The organism is Nostoc sp. DSM 114167, from assembly GCF_052692655.1.
In genome coordinates this window covers 4,684,264-4,701,522 of record NZ_CP195116.1, presented here as the reverse complement: position 1 = coordinate 4,701,522, position 17,259 = coordinate 4,684,264, and the positions used below count along the sequence as shown (strand labels likewise).

The 17,259-nt window shown below is 40.8% G+C and carries 16 protein-coding genes and 1 tRNA gene; 8 read left to right on the top strand and 9 right to left on the bottom strand.

Translation table 11 applies throughout. The features are described from left to right. Positions 1 to 200: 200 nt before the first annotated feature. The 5 genes from NSTC731_RS20015 (at position 201) to NSTC731_RS19995 (ending at position 3,725) form a co-directional block, all read left to right on the top strand. Positions 201 to 1,142, top strand: coding sequence for a metal ABC transporter substrate-binding protein (locus NSTC731_RS20015; protein ID WP_445632132.1), 942 nt, complete (start codon positions 201 to 203; stop codon positions 1,140 to 1,142). Between the two features lie 113 nt (positions 1,143 to 1,255). Further along, on the top strand, positions 1,256 to 2,032 hold the full coding sequence (locus NSTC731_RS20010) for a metal ABC transporter ATP-binding protein (protein ID WP_445626470.1): 777 nt from the start codon (positions 1,256 to 1,258) through the stop codon (positions 2,030 to 2,032). 11 nt (positions 2,033 to 2,043) lie between these two features. Beyond that, positions 2,044 to 2,913: a metal ABC transporter permease gene (locus NSTC731_RS20005; RefSeq protein WP_445626469.1), complete on the top strand. Its 870-nt coding sequence runs from the start codon at positions 2,044 to 2,046 to the stop codon at positions 2,911 to 2,913. Positions 2,914 to 2,987: 74 nt separating this feature from the next. Further along, positions 2,988 to 3,060, top strand: a tRNA-Phe gene (locus NSTC731_RS20000). A gap of 278 nt (positions 3,061 to 3,338) precedes the next feature. After that, complete coding sequence (locus tag NSTC731_RS19995) at positions 3,339 to 3,725, top strand: hypothetical protein (protein WP_334866878.1); 387 nt, start codon at positions 3,339 to 3,341, stop codon at positions 3,723 to 3,725. A gap of 183 nt (positions 3,726 to 3,908) precedes the next feature. Here NSTC731_RS19995 and NSTC731_RS19990 read toward each other — a convergent pair whose 3' ends face one another. After that, positions 3,909 to 5,243 (bottom strand): lipid-A-disaccharide synthase, encoded by a 1,335-nt coding sequence (locus NSTC731_RS19990; protein ID WP_445626468.1) that lies wholly within the window; start codon positions 5,241 to 5,243, stop codon positions 3,909 to 3,911. A gap of 544 nt (positions 5,244 to 5,787) precedes the next feature. Between NSTC731_RS19990 and NSTC731_RS19985 the strand changes: the two genes are divergently transcribed. Both NSTC731_RS19985 and NSTC731_RS19980 read left to right on the top strand, forming a co-directional pair. Continuing rightward, positions 5,788 to 8,172 (top strand): ATP-binding protein, encoded by a 2,385-nt coding sequence (locus NSTC731_RS19985; RefSeq protein WP_445626467.1) that lies wholly within the window; start codon positions 5,788 to 5,790, stop codon positions 8,170 to 8,172. A gap of 106 nt (positions 8,173 to 8,278) precedes the next feature. After that, positions 8,279 to 9,577, top strand: a complete 1,299-nt coding sequence (locus NSTC731_RS19980; protein ID WP_445626466.1) for a hybrid sensor histidine kinase/response regulator — start codon at positions 8,279 to 8,281, stop codon at positions 9,575 to 9,577. Positions 9,578 to 9,652: 75 nt separating this feature from the next. Here the strand turns inward: NSTC731_RS19980 and NSTC731_RS19975 are convergent, their stop codons facing one another. Then, positions 9,653 to 10,204, bottom strand: a complete 552-nt coding sequence (locus NSTC731_RS19975; protein ID WP_445626465.1) for a 2'-5' RNA ligase family protein — start codon at positions 10,202 to 10,204, stop codon at positions 9,653 to 9,655. Between the two features lie 1,036 nt (positions 10,205 to 11,240). Between NSTC731_RS19975 and NSTC731_RS19970 the strand changes: the two genes are divergently transcribed. Next, positions 11,241 to 11,552 (top strand): hypothetical protein, encoded by a 312-nt coding sequence (locus NSTC731_RS19970; RefSeq protein ID WP_445626464.1) that lies wholly within the window; start codon positions 11,241 to 11,243, stop codon positions 11,550 to 11,552. 12 nt (positions 11,553 to 11,564) lie between these two features. Here NSTC731_RS19970 and NSTC731_RS19965 read toward each other — a convergent pair whose 3' ends face one another. The 7 genes from NSTC731_RS19965 to NSTC731_RS19935 all read right to left on the bottom strand — a co-directional run bounded on the left by NSTC731_RS19965 (position 11,565) and on the right by NSTC731_RS19935 (position 17,231). After that, a complete protein-coding gene (locus NSTC731_RS19965; RefSeq protein WP_445626463.1) occupies positions 11,565 to 11,930 on the bottom strand; it encodes a hypothetical protein in 366 nt (121 codons plus the stop codon). A 60-nt stretch (positions 11,931 to 11,990) separates the two neighbouring features. Then, a complete protein-coding gene (locus NSTC731_RS19960) occupies positions 11,991 to 12,368 on the bottom strand; it encodes a hypothetical protein (protein WP_445626462.1) in 378 nt (125 codons plus the stop codon). Then, the gene (locus tag NSTC731_RS19955; RefSeq protein ID WP_445626461.1) at positions 12,368 to 12,937 is read right to left on the bottom strand and encodes a hypothetical protein; all 570 of its coding nucleotides are present in this window, start codon (positions 12,935 to 12,937) and stop codon (positions 12,368 to 12,370) included. Before NSTC731_RS19955 ends, NSTC731_RS19960 begins: the two co-directional genes overlap by 1 nt. Before the next feature lie 124 nt (positions 12,938 to 13,061). After that, the gene (locus NSTC731_RS19950; protein WP_445626460.1) at positions 13,062 to 13,916 is read right to left on the bottom strand and encodes a hypothetical protein; all 855 of its coding nucleotides are present in this window, start codon (positions 13,914 to 13,916) and stop codon (positions 13,062 to 13,064) included. After that, positions 13,916 to 16,360 (bottom strand): collagen-like triple helix repeat-containing protein, encoded by a 2,445-nt coding sequence (locus NSTC731_RS19945; protein ID WP_445626459.1) that lies wholly within the window; start codon positions 16,358 to 16,360, stop codon positions 13,916 to 13,918. The genes NSTC731_RS19950 and NSTC731_RS19945 overlap by 1 nt, the downstream gene beginning before the upstream one ends. A 29-nt stretch (positions 16,361 to 16,389) precedes the next feature. Beyond that, positions 16,390 to 16,878 carry a hypothetical protein gene (locus NSTC731_RS19940; RefSeq protein WP_445626458.1) on the bottom strand — a complete coding sequence of 163 codons (489 nt, stop codon included), beginning with the start codon at positions 16,876 to 16,878 and terminating at the stop codon, positions 16,390 to 16,392. Next, positions 16,878 to 17,231, bottom strand: coding sequence for a hypothetical protein (locus NSTC731_RS19935; RefSeq protein ID WP_445626457.1), 354 nt, complete (start codon positions 17,229 to 17,231; stop codon positions 16,878 to 16,880). The genes NSTC731_RS19940 and NSTC731_RS19935 overlap by 1 nt, the downstream gene beginning before the upstream one ends. Positions 17,232 to 17,259 lie beyond the last annotated feature (28 nt).

Below are 17,259 nucleotides of genomic sequence, written 5' to 3'. Positions count from 1 at the left end.
ACTCAGAATGATATTATGTACTTAAAATGAGAATGAGAATTATTATAGTATAAAGTTTAGAATACTTCCCATTGTCAATAGCGATGATGACAGAGGTAGAGCAAGCATCCGTTTTGGAGGCAAAATACGTGATTGTGAATTGCACAGAAGTTAGAACAGGTAGGCAAAGAAGCGGCATCTTGCCCATAATTGCTCTGCTAATGTTGTCGATGGCTACTGGGTGTAGTCAATCGAATCCAAATCAGGGAACAACTTCCGAACAGTTGCCGCAAGCACAAGAAGCTGCTTCTAACCCACAGGCACAGTCGGGAAAAACTAAAGTAGTAGCGACATTTTTGCCGATATATTTGTTTACTAAGGCAGTAGCTGGGGATGTCGCAGATGTAGAAATTCTAGTGCCACCTGGTACGGAGGTACATGAATACCAAGCGACACCAGGAAATGTTAAAGCGATCGCTACTGCCAATGTGTTAGTAAAAAATGGTTTAGGTTTGGAGGAATTTCTGGAAGGTACTGTGAAAAATGCCCAAAATCCCAAATTAACTGAAATTGATGCAAGTATTGGTATTAAACCCTTAAATGAAATCTCACCTGTTGTGAAAACGACTCAAGATGAAAAAGACCATAATCATGCCCAAGGTAATCCTCACGTTTGGTTAGATCCAGTTTTGGCAAAACAACAGGTAACAAATATTCGCGATGGATTAATTGCAGCCGACCCCGCTAACAAAGCTACTTACGAAGCAAATGCCACAGCTTATATTAAAGAATTAGAAAGTTTAAACAGCGAATTTCAGCAGATTTTGCAAAAAAATACCAGTTGCACCTTTATTACCTTTCATGATGCGTTTCCATATTTAGCTAAACGCTATAACCTCAAGCAAGTCGCTGTGGTAGAAATTCCCGAAGACCAGCTTTCTCCAACGGATGTACAAAATGCAATTAATGCCGTAAAACAGTACAAAGTTAAAGCTTTATTTAGTGAGCCAGGAGTAGATAATAAACTTCTAACCAGCCTTTCCAAAGACTTGAAATTAAATTTGCGTACTCTGGATTCTCTAGAAAATGGCGAAACAGATCCGCAGCGTTACTTTAAAGCGATGAAAGCTAACTTGCAAACTTTAGAAACTGCATGTAAATAGATTTATCATTAATCATTTCTCTTTTGTTCTTTACAAATGACCAATGACCAATGACCAATGACTAATGACCAATGACCAATGACCAATGACTAATGACCAATGACCAATGACCAATGACCAATAACATTCCTATTTTGAAAGTAGAAGGATTAACTGTCTATCAAGGCAGCTATCTAGCTGTTCGAGATGTATCCTTTGAATTATTGCCAGGAACAGATACAGCTATCGTCGGGCCCAATGGTGCTGGTAAAAGTACCCTGGTAAAAGCGGTTTTAGATTTGATCCCTCGAAGTGCTGGTAGGATTGAAATCTTGGGTCGTCCAATTGCCAGATTGGGACATTTACGCCACACGTTGGGCTATATGCCGCAAAACTTCATTTTTGACCGCAGTTTTCCTATTTCTGTCAGCGAATTGGTGGGACTGGGATGGACTAAGGAAGATAAAAGAAAGAATTCATTTTTCTCTAAATTGTCGAGACAAGACCGCGAAAAATCGGCAGCAGTAACAGAAGCTTTACGGCGAACTGATGCTTATCATTTACAGCATCAAGCTATTGGGACTCTTAGCGGCGGTCAACTGAAGCGGGTTTTATTGGCTTATTGTTTGGTAATGCCTCGGAAACTCTTGGTACTAGATGAAGCCTTTGCTGGTGTTGATGTACAAGGTGCAGCAGATTTTTATGCTTTGCTAAATGAATTAAAGCGAGAAGAGGGTTGGACAGTATTACAAGTTTCTCACGATATTGATATGGTAAATCGCCATTGCGATCGCGTGCTTTGCCTGAACCAAAGCATTGTTTGTACTGGTAAGCCAGAAATTGCCCTTTCACCGCAAAACCTGTTAGCAACCTACGGCCCAGGTTTTAGCCGCTACCAGCACCAACATTAATGCCTATAAGTATGAATTTCTTCAATGATTGTCAGATAACTTGGCTTGCGATCGCCAATATTAATGATTTGGTAAGCTTATTAACATTCCCTTATATGCAGCGTGCGATCGCAGGTGCTGCATTGATGGGAATACTTGGCGGGATGTTGGGTAGTTTTGTCACCTTGCGCCAGTTATCATTTTTCAGTCACGCAGTTGGTCATGCAGCATTAGTAGGTGTGGCGTTAGGTGTACTGCTACAAATAAATCCTACTTGGATGCTGTTACCTTTTACCTTAGTTTTTGGGGTTATTGTTCTTTACTTTATCGATAAAACCGACTTAGCTAGCGATAGCGTACTTAGCATAGTGCTATCTGGGGCATTAGCGATCGGTTTAATTCTCACGAGCCTAATTAAAGGATATCGTGGCAACTTGATGGCTGTACTGTTTGGGGATATTCTAGCGATCGACACCACAGATTTGATTTTGACGCTGCTAGTACTTGTGGGAGGTGGCATATTTTTATTATCAACTCTGCGACAGCAAATTTTATTGACCCTTAACCCCGATGTCGCCCAAGTTCAAGGTGTTCCCGTCCAATTGTACCGCTACGCTTTTGTAGTCTTGCTTTCACTCGCCGTTGCTGTCGCGATTAAAGCTGTTGGCGTTTTATTAGTCAACGCCTTTTTGGTCATTCCCGCCTCTACCGCCAAACTGATGAGTCACCACTTTAGCCGCTTTCTAGTCATGTCGGTGATAGTTGGTTCCATTAGCAGCATTGCTGGGATCATTGTGTCAGGTATTTTCAACTTTGCTTCTGGGCCAAGTATTGTTCTTGTCCAATTTCTACTATTTGTAGCCGTTTTCATCTGGTTTAAGTTGAGTTTGAAAGCTGCATAACTATTTTTCTCCAAAGACTTGCTATATTCTTTTATCTTTGCTACATTGATTAATCGTGGCTCACAAAAGCCCCAGCCGGGATAGCTCAGTTGGTAGAGCAGAGGACTGAAAATCCTCGTGTCACCGGTTCAAGTCCGGTTCCTGGCACTATATTAAACCCCTTGAAATATAATAATTTCAAGGGGTTTGTGGTTTGTAGGTACTAGCTTATATAGGAAAACTGTTGTAGCTTAAACTAAAATGTGAGGTATTTTTTGATACCTTTAGATAGAGAATGAGTGTAAAACGGGTGTAAACAAGCTAAGAAGCTGGATATTTACTAAGTAGTTGAAATCTTGTGAGCTTTTATGCTTAAAATTGCACAAGAGGTTTATTTAGCATCTACTGACAGCTAAAGTTAACCCTTTGCAGGATTCACCTAAGCAATGCTGACTGAAATTTTACCTTTCCGTTTTGAGTTAGACACGATCGCGATCGCTGGAGCGAGTTTGTGGTCATTGGCGCTATATCTAGGTTTTTCCAGAGTCAATGAATGGGTAATCGAGCAACTCAATCGCTGGTTTAACTTTGCCGAGCGATCGCTCTACACCAGCCAGTCAGAATTTGAAAAGACTCGTAAAGCCAGAGAATCCCAAAATGCTTTCTACGCCTCACTGTTTAGCATTGTGCCTTTTTTGGTAGTCGGCACTTTATGTAACTGGGGTCTGGAAATTAGTTTAGGCGAGAGTTGGGGAATTAGTACAGGTATATTAGCCTGTATGGGTGCTGGCATTTATGAACTTGGGCGCAGGGATGGAGAATCTTCAGATTAAGCCAGAGTGAGTTCGATGAACCTCTCCGAAACCCAAAGGGAGGAGTAGCGAAAAATTCAGCTTTTGCTCCCCTCTCCGTGTCGGAGAGGGGTTGGGGGAGACGTCAAATAATACTTGTCTAACTCACGTTAAGCCAGAGTAAAAATTAGGGGGATGTTGCTTTGATTACTCCCTCATCTTTCCCTACTTCCCAATCTCCTCACCAACAATCTGTGCTATCTTCTGCGCTGCACCGTTTTCACCGCGAATATTACGGAGTTTAGCGCGCATATCATCCAATTTTTCTGGATTCGCCAAAAAATCTAAAACCATTTCTCCAATATCTTGTGGTTGAACTTTACCCATAATTTCTGGGACTATCTCTTCTTGTGCCCAGATATTTGGCCATGCTAATAAACCTTTACGTCTCACAAATCTCAGAAATGACCAATTGATTGCCTTAGCGCATAGCGTACCGACTACTGGCAGATTTGCCAACAATCCAGGTAAACCATCCCAAGAACGCATAGCGTCAAGTTGCTGCGTTGGTAGTAAAACAATCATTGGCACTCCTAAAGCACCAAGTTCAGCAGTGTTTGCCCCCACCGTAGTTAAGCAGATGCAGCACTGGGATAATAAGTGATATGCAGGGTTTTCTTGCCACAGTTCTACAGTTAAGCCCGTTGCTGTTTTGAGCAATGCCTTGCCTTGAGCATCCTCTGGGATAATTAAGGAAGCACCGCCAAAGCCAAAGATTTCAGCAATAGAGTTCTTTTGGGGATTGGCAAAACTAGCTAAAGTTGGTAAATCCAAAGTTGGGGCTACAGGAATCACAAATCTGATTTGCGGTCTTTTTGCATGAATGTATTCGGCAATAGCTAAACATAATGGTACTCCTTGGGCTAATTTTGCTGCTTTTGAACCAGGGAGTAAACCAATCAATTCAGTCTTTTGTCCTACGCTGTGGGAAGTCACTGACGCGTTTATGTCATTAGTCATTTGTCCTTTGTCATTTGCTAAGGACAAATGACCAATGACTAATGACTCTTGACTACTAGCTTCTAGCATCAAATCACCGACAACAGTGAATTTCTGAGCATATTTTGCTGGGACTTTGGCTGCTACTTCGGGTTTCATCACACCAAAGCGATCAATCCAGTTATGCCATCTGGCTTCCCATTCGGCGTAAACAACTGTGCGATATCCGAGCTTTTTGCCTATAATCACTGGAAAAATTTGATCGCCGCCCAAAAAAACGATAACACCGCGACTTCTCCAATCCCAATTTTCAAATGTTTTACCCCAAAGCAAAAATTGCCAAAAATGTTCTGCTCCCTGAACTCTATCTACTTCGGGGTAAGAAAGAGCGATCGCTGCTTCTTTACCACTGGCATTTGAGCAAGGCGATAATACCACAGAAATCCTCACTATAGAACGGTCATCCCCTAGTTCTTGCCGCAACGCCTTTACTACTGGACGCACCCAGGTTGTTACTTCACCTGGGCCATTTGAAAGGATCAGAATATCTACTTGAGTCATTAGTCAAAAGGCAAGTATTACCTAATTGGTTGTTATGTTACAGGTATATACTGTAGCTTGTTAATCAGATTTGATAACCTCTTTCACATTCAATTTGCATAGGGTCGGCAGTCATTTAATCGCTACCAATGTCACCTAGATGGCGACTCTTGGCTTTCGCCTGTTACAAAATAATCCAAATTTTTGATTTTAAATACCTGTTTTACTAAATAAAGTTGACTATTTACCGATACTTAAATATCAGTAATATTATCTAATTTATCAAGAAAATTATAACGAGAAATTTGATTATTATATTTTTGATAAAGTGTATTTTTTGAACTTACTCGACGATCGGCCTATACATACTTCACAATACAGGTCTTTAAAGGATAGTTAGCAAAGTTTAGGGTATTGACAATCGCAGCTATGGGTAACAATCATAATTGCGATTATTAATAATTTTTTGGGCAATCTAAATATAGCCCTTTTTTTGCTTACAAAACCCATTGTTTAAAGGGTTAAGCCTGCGATCGAAGGCAACTCCAGCCCATCTGACACCAAAATGTATTCTTCACGGAATTTACCAATCCAATTTATTATTGGCGGCACTACTCTTATTGTGAGTATTTCTGCTTATTTTAGCTATCAGGCTGCTCGAAAAATAACGCTACAAGACTTGAGAGGAAAAGCATTTTTAGAGGTACAGAGAGGAGTTGATGAAATTGAGGAGTGGTTACATATTCGCAAAGTCGAGGTGCAAACCCTTGCTCATACTTCAACTGTACGCTCCTTAGACTGGTCTTTAGCAGAACCTTATTTAAAGTCAGAAGTTAAGCGGATCGATGAATTTTTCTTTTTCCAAATAGTTACCCCGGATGGTTCGTATTTTAATACTAAAATTGGTCGGTCAAATAAGAATGTTAAGGATCGAGACTACTTTCAAAAAGCACTAGCAGGAAAAAGCAACATTTCCGATCCCTTTATTAGCCGTTCCACAGGTATTCCTTTAATTGCGATCGCCACTCCAATCTGGTCTGATTCTCCTACCAATCGTTCACCGATTGGAGTTTTCCACGGCAATGTTAAAGTCGATCGCATTGCAAAGGTGGTCAACTCTTTGCACTACGGCAACAACAGCTATGCATTTGCCCTCAATTCCCAAGGAGAAGCGATCGTCCATCCCAACTCAATGTTAATGTCAACGGTAGAAAAACCCGCACCCAGCCTGCTGAAAATTCCAGATCGCAATTTAAATGCGATCGCGCAGCGAATGGTAAACAAACAACAGGGAATTCAGTTGATGGAAATTGACGGCACTAAAAAGTATGTTGCTTATATGCCGTTACGAGAAACTAATTGGTCTGTGGCTTTGGTAATTCCGCGTCAAAACATTGAATCTCGGCTACAATTTCTCGATCTGATCGCCCTAATTGTGGGCGGATTAACAGTGACGATGATCGCTGTCTTGTGGCAGGTACAAGCTTTTGAACAAGCTCAACTGAAAAAATCTAAAACAGCGGCTGATACCGCAAACCGGGCTAAGAGCGAATTTTTAGCCAACATGAGCCATGAACTGCGAACGCCCTTGAATGGTATTTTGGGTTGCGCTCAAATTTTGCTGCGTTCCAAAGCTTTGCCAGAGTCAGAGCAATATCATGTAAATATTATTGAACAGTGTGGCTCTCATCTACTGACTCTAATTAATGACATTTTGGATCTTTCCAAAATTGAAGCGCGAAAACTAGAACTGAATCCTCAAGATGTGCATTTTCCGTCTTTTTTACAGGGTATTGTAGAAATTTGCCAGATTCGGGCAGAACAAAAAGGCATTTTGTTTGTCTATGAACCCGCAAGCAACTTACCCACAGGGGTTCATGTCGATGTCAAAAGGTTACGTCAGGTTCTTTTGAATCTGCTGGGAAATGCCATTAAATTTACTGATGAGGGTAAAGTTAGCTTCGAGGTTGAGGTAATCGATCGACTGACTGCTGATGGGCAGATGGAGAAATATCACATTCACTTTAGTGTAAAAGACACAGGAATTGGCATAACTCCAACCCAATTGGGCAACATTTTTTTGCCATTTGAACAAGTAGGTGAAAAAAAGCATCAGATAGAAGGGACAGGGCTGGGTTTAGCTATTACTCGGCAGTTGGTGCAGATGATGGGTAGCGATATCCAGGTTAAAAGTGAGATTGGTCAGGGTAGTACTTTCTGGTTTGAAATTGCGATCGCCCAAGCCAGCGAATGGGTACAGTCTGCGATGGCTGTATCCAAGGGACAAATCATTGGCTTTACAGGTAGACCCCGCACCATCTTGATGGTGGACGATCGCTGGGAGAATCGCACAGTAATTACAAATTTATTGCAACCATTGGGTTTCAACGTAGTTGAAGCCAGCAACGGTAAAGAAGGTTTAGAAAAAGCGATCGCCCTGAAACCAGACCTAGTGATTACAGATTTGCTGATGCCAGAAATGGATGGGTTTGAATTGATTAAACACCTGCGTCATACCCCAGAAATTCAGGATGTCAAAATTATCGTCTCTTCTGCTAGTGTCTTTGAAGCCGATCAACATCGCAGTCTGCAAGCAGGAGGTGACACCTTTTTGAGCAAACCGGTACAAGCAAATGAATTACTGCATCAATTAGAGTGCAATTTAGGTTTGACATGGATTTACCAGCAATCTGAGGAACAAAAAATTAATTCTTCGCCTACAACACTTGATAGTTCACCAGAGAAATTGACTCCTCCTTCCCCCGATGTACTGCAAGAACTGATGAATTTAGCCAGTAAAGGTAACTTCAATGACATTTTAAAATGGGCAGATAAACTAGAGGAAATAGACGCAAAATTCACTCCCTTTGCTAACCAATTGCGGCAGCTAGCGAGACAGTTTGACGAAGATTTAATCCTTAACTTTTTGACCGAAAACTCAAAGGATTAATTTACTTAAATTTATGGAAATTTTATGCCGTGAATTTTGAATTGGGAGTTTTCTCCTTTAGTGTTTTGCAAATAAGCAACGTGAATCAATATAGGTTAGAAATATTATGACAGTAACTATAGGCGATCAAAAAAATTCCTTAAATAGCAATTCTAGCAGAGGAATTATTTTAGTCGTTGACGATAATCCTGCCAACTTACAAGTTTTATCAAGCTTTTTAGATCAGTCTAGCTTTGAAGTTTGGGCAGCTCGTAGTGGTGAAAAAGCCATTCAGAGATTAGATAATGATAATTTACCTGATTTAATCTTGCTTGATATCATGATGCCGGGTATCGATGGGTTTGAAACTTGTAAATACCTCAAAAGTGAAAGCAATCCTCGTGTCCGGGATATTCCGATCATTTTTATGACTGCTCTTTCAGATACTGCTGATAAGGTTAAAGGATTGCGATTAGGAGCCGTAGATTATATTACTAAACCTTTTCAGTATGAAGAGGTCTTGGTGCGAATAGAGCATCAACTGAAGCTGAAAAATTTGACGAAAATATTGACAGACAAAAACGCCGAATTACAACAGATTCAAACCCAACTGATTCAAGCAGAAAAGGTCGCAACCTTGGGTCAAATGACAGCAGGAATTGCCCATGAAGTAAATAATCCCATCAATTTTATTGCTGGCAACTTGAATTTTATTGAAGAGTATTTCCAAGAAGTTGTTAATTTGCTCGAACTATATCAGAAGTATCTCCCCGATCCCCCAGATGAAATTCAAAATGCTATTAAAACAAAAGATATCAATTATTTATTAAATGATTTATCCAAAATTATTCAATCTATGCAACTAGGTACAGATCGCGTTACAGAAATTGTGTCATCCTTGAATAAGTTCTCTCGACACGGAGAAGCAGGTAAAAAACTGGCTAACCTGCATGAAGGTTTAGAAACTACACTACTCATTCTTGGACATCGACTGAAAGCAAATGGTCATCGTCCAGCAATTAAATTAATCAAAGAATATGGAGAATTACCACTTATTGAGTGCTATTTAGGCGAACTAAATCAGGTTTTTATGAATTTGATTAGTAATGGAATTGATGCAATTGAAGAAATCCAAAAAAATAAATATTTTGATGAAAACTTTCGACATAGTGGGACGATTTGGATTAAAACGGAAGCAATTGGAGAGCAAGTTATTCTCAGAATTGCAGACAATGGCTCAGGAATCAGTGAAGCAAACCAAACAAAGATATTCGATGCTTTTTATACTACAAAAGCCATCGGTAAAGGAACAGGACTAGGTTTATCTATTGCTTACCAAATTGTAGTTAAAAATCATCACGGTAAGCTAAATTGCCATTCAACACCAGGTGAGGGTACCGAGTTTGTGATTGAATTACCTATTTGATAAATTAAAATCCCAAATTCTACCCACATTAACATTAATATAATACTTGCAATGGCTGAATTCTCGGTTAAAAGCTCAATTACTACCAGATAAAAAAGCAAACTCTCGTTTAATATTCCAGCGCTTCCCGTCGTGAAGCAGCAAGGTTAATTTGTCAGCAGTAAACTCAAAATGCAACTGGCGATTTTCAAATTCTGGCCAAGCAGCTTTAAAATTCTGCTTTGTTAAATCTCGAAATGCAACCGTTAAATGAGGTGCAAAAGGGCGGGTTTTAGAAACCCGATCGACAATTCTCAAGTTGCTTTCTGTATAAGCCATTAAATCAGCTTGCAAAGTTAAAAGTTCTTGACTTCTGACGACATTAATGTATATGACACGAGGTACAAAGGCATCAAACCCTTTAAGTGTAATTGCTACTGGCTGTTGTCCACTGGCAAACTCCTTCAAGGATGCTTCTAATAGTGGCAAGTTAGCATCTGCCCATTCAAAGGGCGGTTGCAGGGTAATATGAGGCGGAGACTTTAGCGTCCCGCTACTAGCATAGCGATCGGCAAAGTATTGCTTAATCTTGTTGGCGTAGTCTTGAATATCTTGCGGTGGTAGGAGGGCGATAAAAAAACGGCTCATTCAATTTCAGATTTTGGATTTTAGATTTTGGATTATGAAATCATTGCTGTTGAGTATTGAACGGCAAACGCTCAAAGGATATTACAGATATAGCGGTGCGTTAGGCTAAAGCTATAACGCACTTCACTTAAAATTTATTGTATTTGATACTCTTTCATCAGCACTGGGTACTTTACGTAGGCTGTCTGTTGTAACTGGAGTTAAGAAACCAATGCCGTGGTTTGTAAAAAAAGGAGCAAATCACGCAATACCAAGCTTTTCGTTGGATCAGGCGTTTCTACTACTCATTTGCTACTCAACTGAGCCATTTTTACCCTTATTTTTCGCGATCGCAGTTGGTGATCGCGCTACTCAAATGCTACTCATTTTGACGAGTGGACTCTTAATCTATTGGTTGCGGGTTCAAATCCCTCGTCACCCACTACTTCCAGCCCTCCAAATTTACCCTTGACTAATTCTTGACTAAATCCAGTTGGTGACACACTCCAAAAGCGCCAAAGGACAAGGGTAAACGGCTTTGAATCTTTGACTAATTTAAATAAAAACGCTCACTGGTTGGCATAACAGCGACTCAACCACAGAGTAAGCCTTTGGGCGATAATGAGACAAAAACGGAATTATGACCAATGCGATTTAGGAAATTTGATAATCCCTATCATGCTGCTATTGACCGGGTATCGCGAATCCTATCACCAAAAACAATTCATAGGATTTTATTAGAGCCATATTACTTAGGCTGGCAGAAATTACCGCCAGACGTTTTTATAGCAGCTTGTATTATTGTCTGCTTACATAGAATTGCTAAAAGTCCATTAGCATTATTCACTTTTGGGAGTTATGCCACAAGATAAAATAATTCATTATGTCCCTGGGCATTGGGGCGGACAAGCATTTTTAACTGCTGTATGTGGAGAAAGAGTGCTTTATTATGAATGCTCGTCGCTGATAACTAATTGCCCAAGATGCCAAGATAAAAGGGCTGAGGTCAAGCCATCAGTAAAGAGCGTTGACCTGCCTAAGTGACGAAATGGAGATTATGACTCCCTACTACAAACTTGATGGAGAAACCCCTGTTGCTGTTGAATCCTTCATGGAGTGGTCTTTGTGGATGATGTCAGCTAAGACCATAGTCATGATCAATGAACTGAAGGACTCAATAATTTCAACTAGATTTGTGGGCATAGACTTAAACCCTGGCAGCTGCAACTCTGGCTCTAAGCCGATGGTATTTGAAACTTTGGTCATGGGTGGGGCGATGGATGGAAAGAAAAATCTCTACCCCACCTGGGATGAAGCAATACAGGGGCATCTCAAAATATGCACTCAAATTTTTAAATTACTAGAGTGAATCCCCAGAGGGTTAATATTCATCATCACGAAGGATAAAGCCAGATTCCTTGTTGAGGAAACCAGCAAGCTGCTTTATCAGCCCTCTGAGACGGTTAAATTTGTGTTTGACGAGTTCGTCGGTAGCATTGTGCCGATATTCTGCGAACAACTTCTTCTCTGTATACTCAGTTAAATGCACATCTAATTTTTTTTCGTTGATGTACAACCTATCAACAAATCTATCTTTAAGAGAATCAATTTCTGTTAACAAAATATTCTCTATTTTGCTAATCTTGGCGTTAATGTTAGCTTCTACCTGTGCCAATCGGTAGATAGCTCCTATCAAAGTAAGTAACCCAAGAATGATAGTTAGAGCATTATTAATATCAATTTTCATAATAATTTTAAATAAAAGAGAATTGCAGAAATAAATTAATTTACTTCTGCAATAATTTGATTACTGCAAAAAACCTTCAACCTTCAGCTTCCAACCTGCAAATGATGCAAGTGGAAGCTTGCCTACCCACTTTGATGAAAACCTGCAAGATATCGACCGGAGATAATACCCCGCCCCTCTCATTTCATGAGGAACTGGCAATTCATAAACAATTATTTCATCACGGACTGGGATGTATACAGGCTTGGATTTAGTATTTTGTTCGTCGGGATATATAAATCGTATATATGCACCGCTTTGTATCTTAGTTCTGTTCCATCCTTCGGTATCAGTGATGGTGGTAGTGATACGAAAAGTGTCGCTAATTGTATCGCTAGGAAATAATTGCCAGTTGTCTGATACTTGAATTTCTCCGATTGAATTCCACGAAATACTCATTAGAAACGTGCAATTACTTCACGTCCAAATTTCAGGAAGACTTCACCATGAGCGCCAAGAACATCACGCTTAGTTCCGTTCGTTTTATTAAACAAGGTTCCAAAATTCGTGATGATCGTTGACAACGTGAACGCTCCGGTAGCAACCGAGAATGGAATACTGTAGTGAGATTGACTTCCGTTTTTGTCATAAAATTTGACATAACGGTTACGAGTTGCCGTAGCAGGTACAACTACAGGAGTGTTATCACCATAGAACCAACTAATAGTTACTAGCTTTCGTTTATCACCCTTGACTTTTGGAATTGATACTGAATTCTCTGGAACAGTTGCTAATAAACCAACAGAAGCTAAACCACCAAGTTTTGTGTAAGCTTCTTTTTTAACTGTTACTGCTAAAATCAATCCTGCTTCCAAAGGATCGCGGTAGTAAGCAGTATCATAATCTTCAGCCGCCTGTGGTGTATATGGCTTGGGGTTATCGATTAGGTTTTGTCTGCGTTCTGCTTCTCTAGCTTTGGCTTTGTCGGCCCGAGCTTGTAATTCTACGTAGCTGAGTCTTTTGGTCATTTGTTATACCTAGATTTAGTGGTTCTCTCGTAGAACTTAAGTTAACACTAGGTTTTGGCTATTTTTTTCCACTGGAACCCTATAGGGTTCCTTAAGTTTTTGACTTAAATCGATGTTTGTATATTTAGCTAATTTTCACCAGAGCGTTGTGTCTAAAGGTCGTGTCAACTAAAAACACGTGTTTGTCATATCCTGGCACTTCAATAAAAGCAAATCTAAAACGGACGTTGACTATAGGTCTAAATCGTTTTTTGCGTCTTTCTTTACCGTATGAAAGTTGAACAGAAGTATTTGTGTCACTATTTTTTTCAGGAGTACTAATAGTTAATTTATTTTCGTCATAAGTCAAGTCTTGTATTTCAAGACATCGCTGTATTATATCTACAACATCTGATTTACTGTTACCGTAAATCTGTAAGCGATAACCGTGAACTTCATCTTTATAAAGATGAATATTTTTACCTTTAGTAAAGACAACACCTTCGTTCCCTACAACAAAATGTTGTTTTACTTTTTCAGCTATTGTCAAAGCATTTGCTGGCGTGAATGTTGCTTGCGTTTCATTCATCAGCCTAAAAGATATTTCGGCATCTACCCGTGGCTCTCCAGGAGTTATCGATTGTTCATCCTGAGAAAAGTACAACGTGACTTTTGGATGACCCGTTACTGCTGGTGCGAGTCCATCTTTAGCACCGTGATAAATTATTAAATCAGACTTCCCATATCCGAGTAAATCAAAAAGCAAATGATGCCTCAAGTTCATCATTAACTGATTGTCATTATCTAACATCGTGCAAGCAGTTCTTAAACTACTTCTAGCAGTTGCAATGTTAGGCTTCCAATCGTCTGGTAGGTCACTAAAAAAACGTTTTACCGCCGCGTTATGCTGAGGAATATATACTGTTTGCAAATGCTCGAATGGGTCAAAATTATCTGGCAATGAATCATCCGGTGGAGTGGCAGCAACGATTTCTGTCATCAGTCGTTCGCATTAAAAATGTCGTCTAGTGTTGCTTGAATGATGTTTGTTGAATCAGCCTTGCTTTGGTCTTCAGTTTGTTTGACAACAGCCGGTTCGGGTGTATTTAGTCCTGGTTGCCAATGAACAATCTGTCCGTCTTTATCTCGGATCGGATTACCATCTTTGTCTTTAGGATCTATTTGCCCTATCTCGCGCTTTAGGGTGTCAACACTATTTTGAGTTTCTGAAAATGCAGCCTCAAGAGCGATTGGCACTGCGACTACTAATGCTATTGCTTGAAGATTATCGCCAGTAAGTTGTAGCTTCTCAAAAAACTTACCTTTGAGGTTAGGCTGTGGATTCATGAAATTGTAGGCTGCCTCGCCTACAACCCCCCATTTTTTAAGGGCATTACCGATTTTTCCGACGTTGCCACCAATAACCTCTAGTCCAGCTGTTACTACAGCACCAAGGTTTGATATTTGATTAAAAACATTGCTGGCAGCTTGATAAATCCTATTTGCTGCTTGCCATTCTTTGCTAAGTTCTTGATAATTTGCCTCGCCAATAGTGTCAGCGATTACTTCATGAACTGCCTTGCCGAGAACATTGGTAAAGCTTATGGGCGTACCATCAAGTCCTTTAGGTAATAAAAATCCTGTTACTTGGTCAATAATTTGAATAAAAGTTTGCCCTAAGTTATTACTCAACATCAAGGCATTGTGAACTGTAGCGGCAAACGTTAGAACAGATAGTACTTTCTCAATGTATGTGTTCTCCGCAACGCGAGTTATCAATCCCCCAATCCCACCAACAACTTGATTTCCAAGTTTGTTATTAATGATGTTTAATAGTGCTAATTGCGCTGCACCTGCTGCTTTTGAAACAATGTCATATACTTGTTTTAACAATGCCAATATCGGTGCTAGCGCTGCCATAATCGGCGTGAGTATGGTTGTTCTTGTGGTGCTGTGCTGCGTCGTGCTATTAAGACGCGTTTGTGTATGTTGCTGGATAATCAGCGCCCTTAAGCTGGCTGCTTCTGCTGGATTCACGTCTCTACCATTCCTGCCGTTTATGCCGTTAATTCCGTTTCTTCCATCTCTACCTGGTACGCCGGGAATTTGAACAACTGTTGTAATACCGTCTCTCCCTGGCACTCCCTGTATTCCTTGAAATCCTCTTTCACCCTGCCTTCCAGGTATGCCAGGTATCCCTTGTAATCCACGTAATCCACGCAGTGATTTTACGCCCTGATAAAGTGCGATCGCAGTGAGTGCCGTAGTCAGCGCCACACCTGCTTTACCCAGGGCATCTCCAGCGATGCGCTTGGCTTGCTCTCCTATTCCTTGTGCTTCATTTGCTTTTTTGTAAGCAGTAGTAGCATTTTCGTTTGCTATTCCAGCATTCCGAACTGCACCGTCTGCGGTCAATTGGGCTTGCCTTGCATTACCTAAAGCACTTTCTGCCAAACCTTGTGCCCTAGCAGATGTCACTTGTGCAGCACCCGCTTTTAAATTTGCCGCTTCACCTATCCCTTTGGCATCAAGGGCGATATTCTTCACTTGTGCGGTCAGTAACTCGTTGGCACCAATCCGATTTTGAAGGCCCAGTAATTTACCGAGAACACGGGATAGGTCATTGCCTAACGCTACTACCCCGTTTTCTACCGCATCAATGCGATCGCCAAGAGTGTTTAGTACTGCGAGTTGTTCTAGCAAGGTAAAAATCGTCGCAACGAGGTTAAATAGCTCCAACACCCTACCCAGTAACCGCCCTGTCGCGGCAAGTGCTTCGCTACTAATGCCTATTGCCTTTGCTGCATTTGCTACCGCAGTTGCAGTTTTTGATTCCAGTACCCCGATTGCCCTACCTAACCCGTCAATTCTCGATCCGATACCATTTACTAACTGCCTTAATCCCGTCGCTTCAGTAGCAGCATTAATTACAGCATTAGTAGCTTTGGCCGACTCTGTTATTGCTTGTCCCGATCGCGTGACAGCTTGATTAGATAATCCTTTAGCCAGTTCTACTTCTCTAGCATTTCTTATTGCTTCTTCTAGTGATTTGGTAGCCGTAGATTTAGCGCCGTTAGCTACACCTCTTACGTCAGCTATGGCGTTATTCATATTGGCCAATGTTTTCTCAAACTTCGCATTTTTTTCTAAAACTTCACTAGTTTGAGTTACGGCTTTTTTAACACTATTTTCGTTATCGCCAATAGCAGCTTTCATCTGCGCCAGTGTAGACGCAAACCCCGAATTTCGTGATTCCACAGCAGCATTCACTGCTGGCTTCAATTGCGTTGTTAACGCCGCCCCAACTGCGACAGCAACGAGCGATTGTATGTTCCCGTCACTACCTCCCTTTAACCTTGTTAGTTCAAATTTTAAAGAGTTGATTTGTGATTGCAATTTGTCGCAACAATCGCACTTACCAGCGCAATCAAGCGCTGATTGCATACTCCCAATTACGCTCTCAGCACTCATATTTAGCCGCAATTCCTATTTCTTAATTGATTGGATAAACCTTTAATTTGCGCCCATTCACTATTGCTGATACAGTTCCCACTACACCCAGTACCGCAAGCGATTTCGCATTCGCTCAATGATTTGTATATCCCTGGTGTGTTGTAGGTAGATTTTTTTATGCAAGCGCCATTAATGCAATCGTGAGGTAGTTGAGAATTATCCGGTTGCGTTGCTGGACAGGAATTGGTGTAGTAAAGAAAAGCCACATCAGCGCAAGTATTTGTATTCGCTGCGCCTAGTATTTCACCAGTAGAGGGATCTCGTGCTTGAACCCAGAATTGAGCTACACCAGGGCAGGGCCCAAAACCATTCCCTGCACTCACCATCTCACCAATCCAGTTGCCATCTGGAACATTAATTGAGTAACTCTGTGTAGAGTATGTTTGTCCCGCAGAGGGAGTTCCTGGGATAGCCGTTGCCGAATAATACACCGTTACAGTACAAGACATTAGTAATCGCCGGGGTTGATAGTAGAGCCAGTATCAGGTTTGGCAAGAGAAATTGTTTTTTGATCTTGTCTGTAGGGTGTATTATCGGTACCTCTAGTAGTGAAACTAGAAAATCCATCCGTCACAATTAATGATTGGTCGATATTTGAATCGAAATTTGATTGTGTCAAATAGCTCTCAGCATTTTTTACAATTGCTACTAAATGCCCTTCAGCGGTTGCCGTGGTAGGAGTTGCCAAGCCTACTGCGACAAAAGCACTATCAGGAATAAATAAGCCTGATGTAGTGGTGGTAGCCCCAGATGCTAAACGTGTTGTACCAGTTCCAAAAACTTGACCTAAATTTGGTTCCATTTCAAATAAAAGCGGATTTAGATGTTGT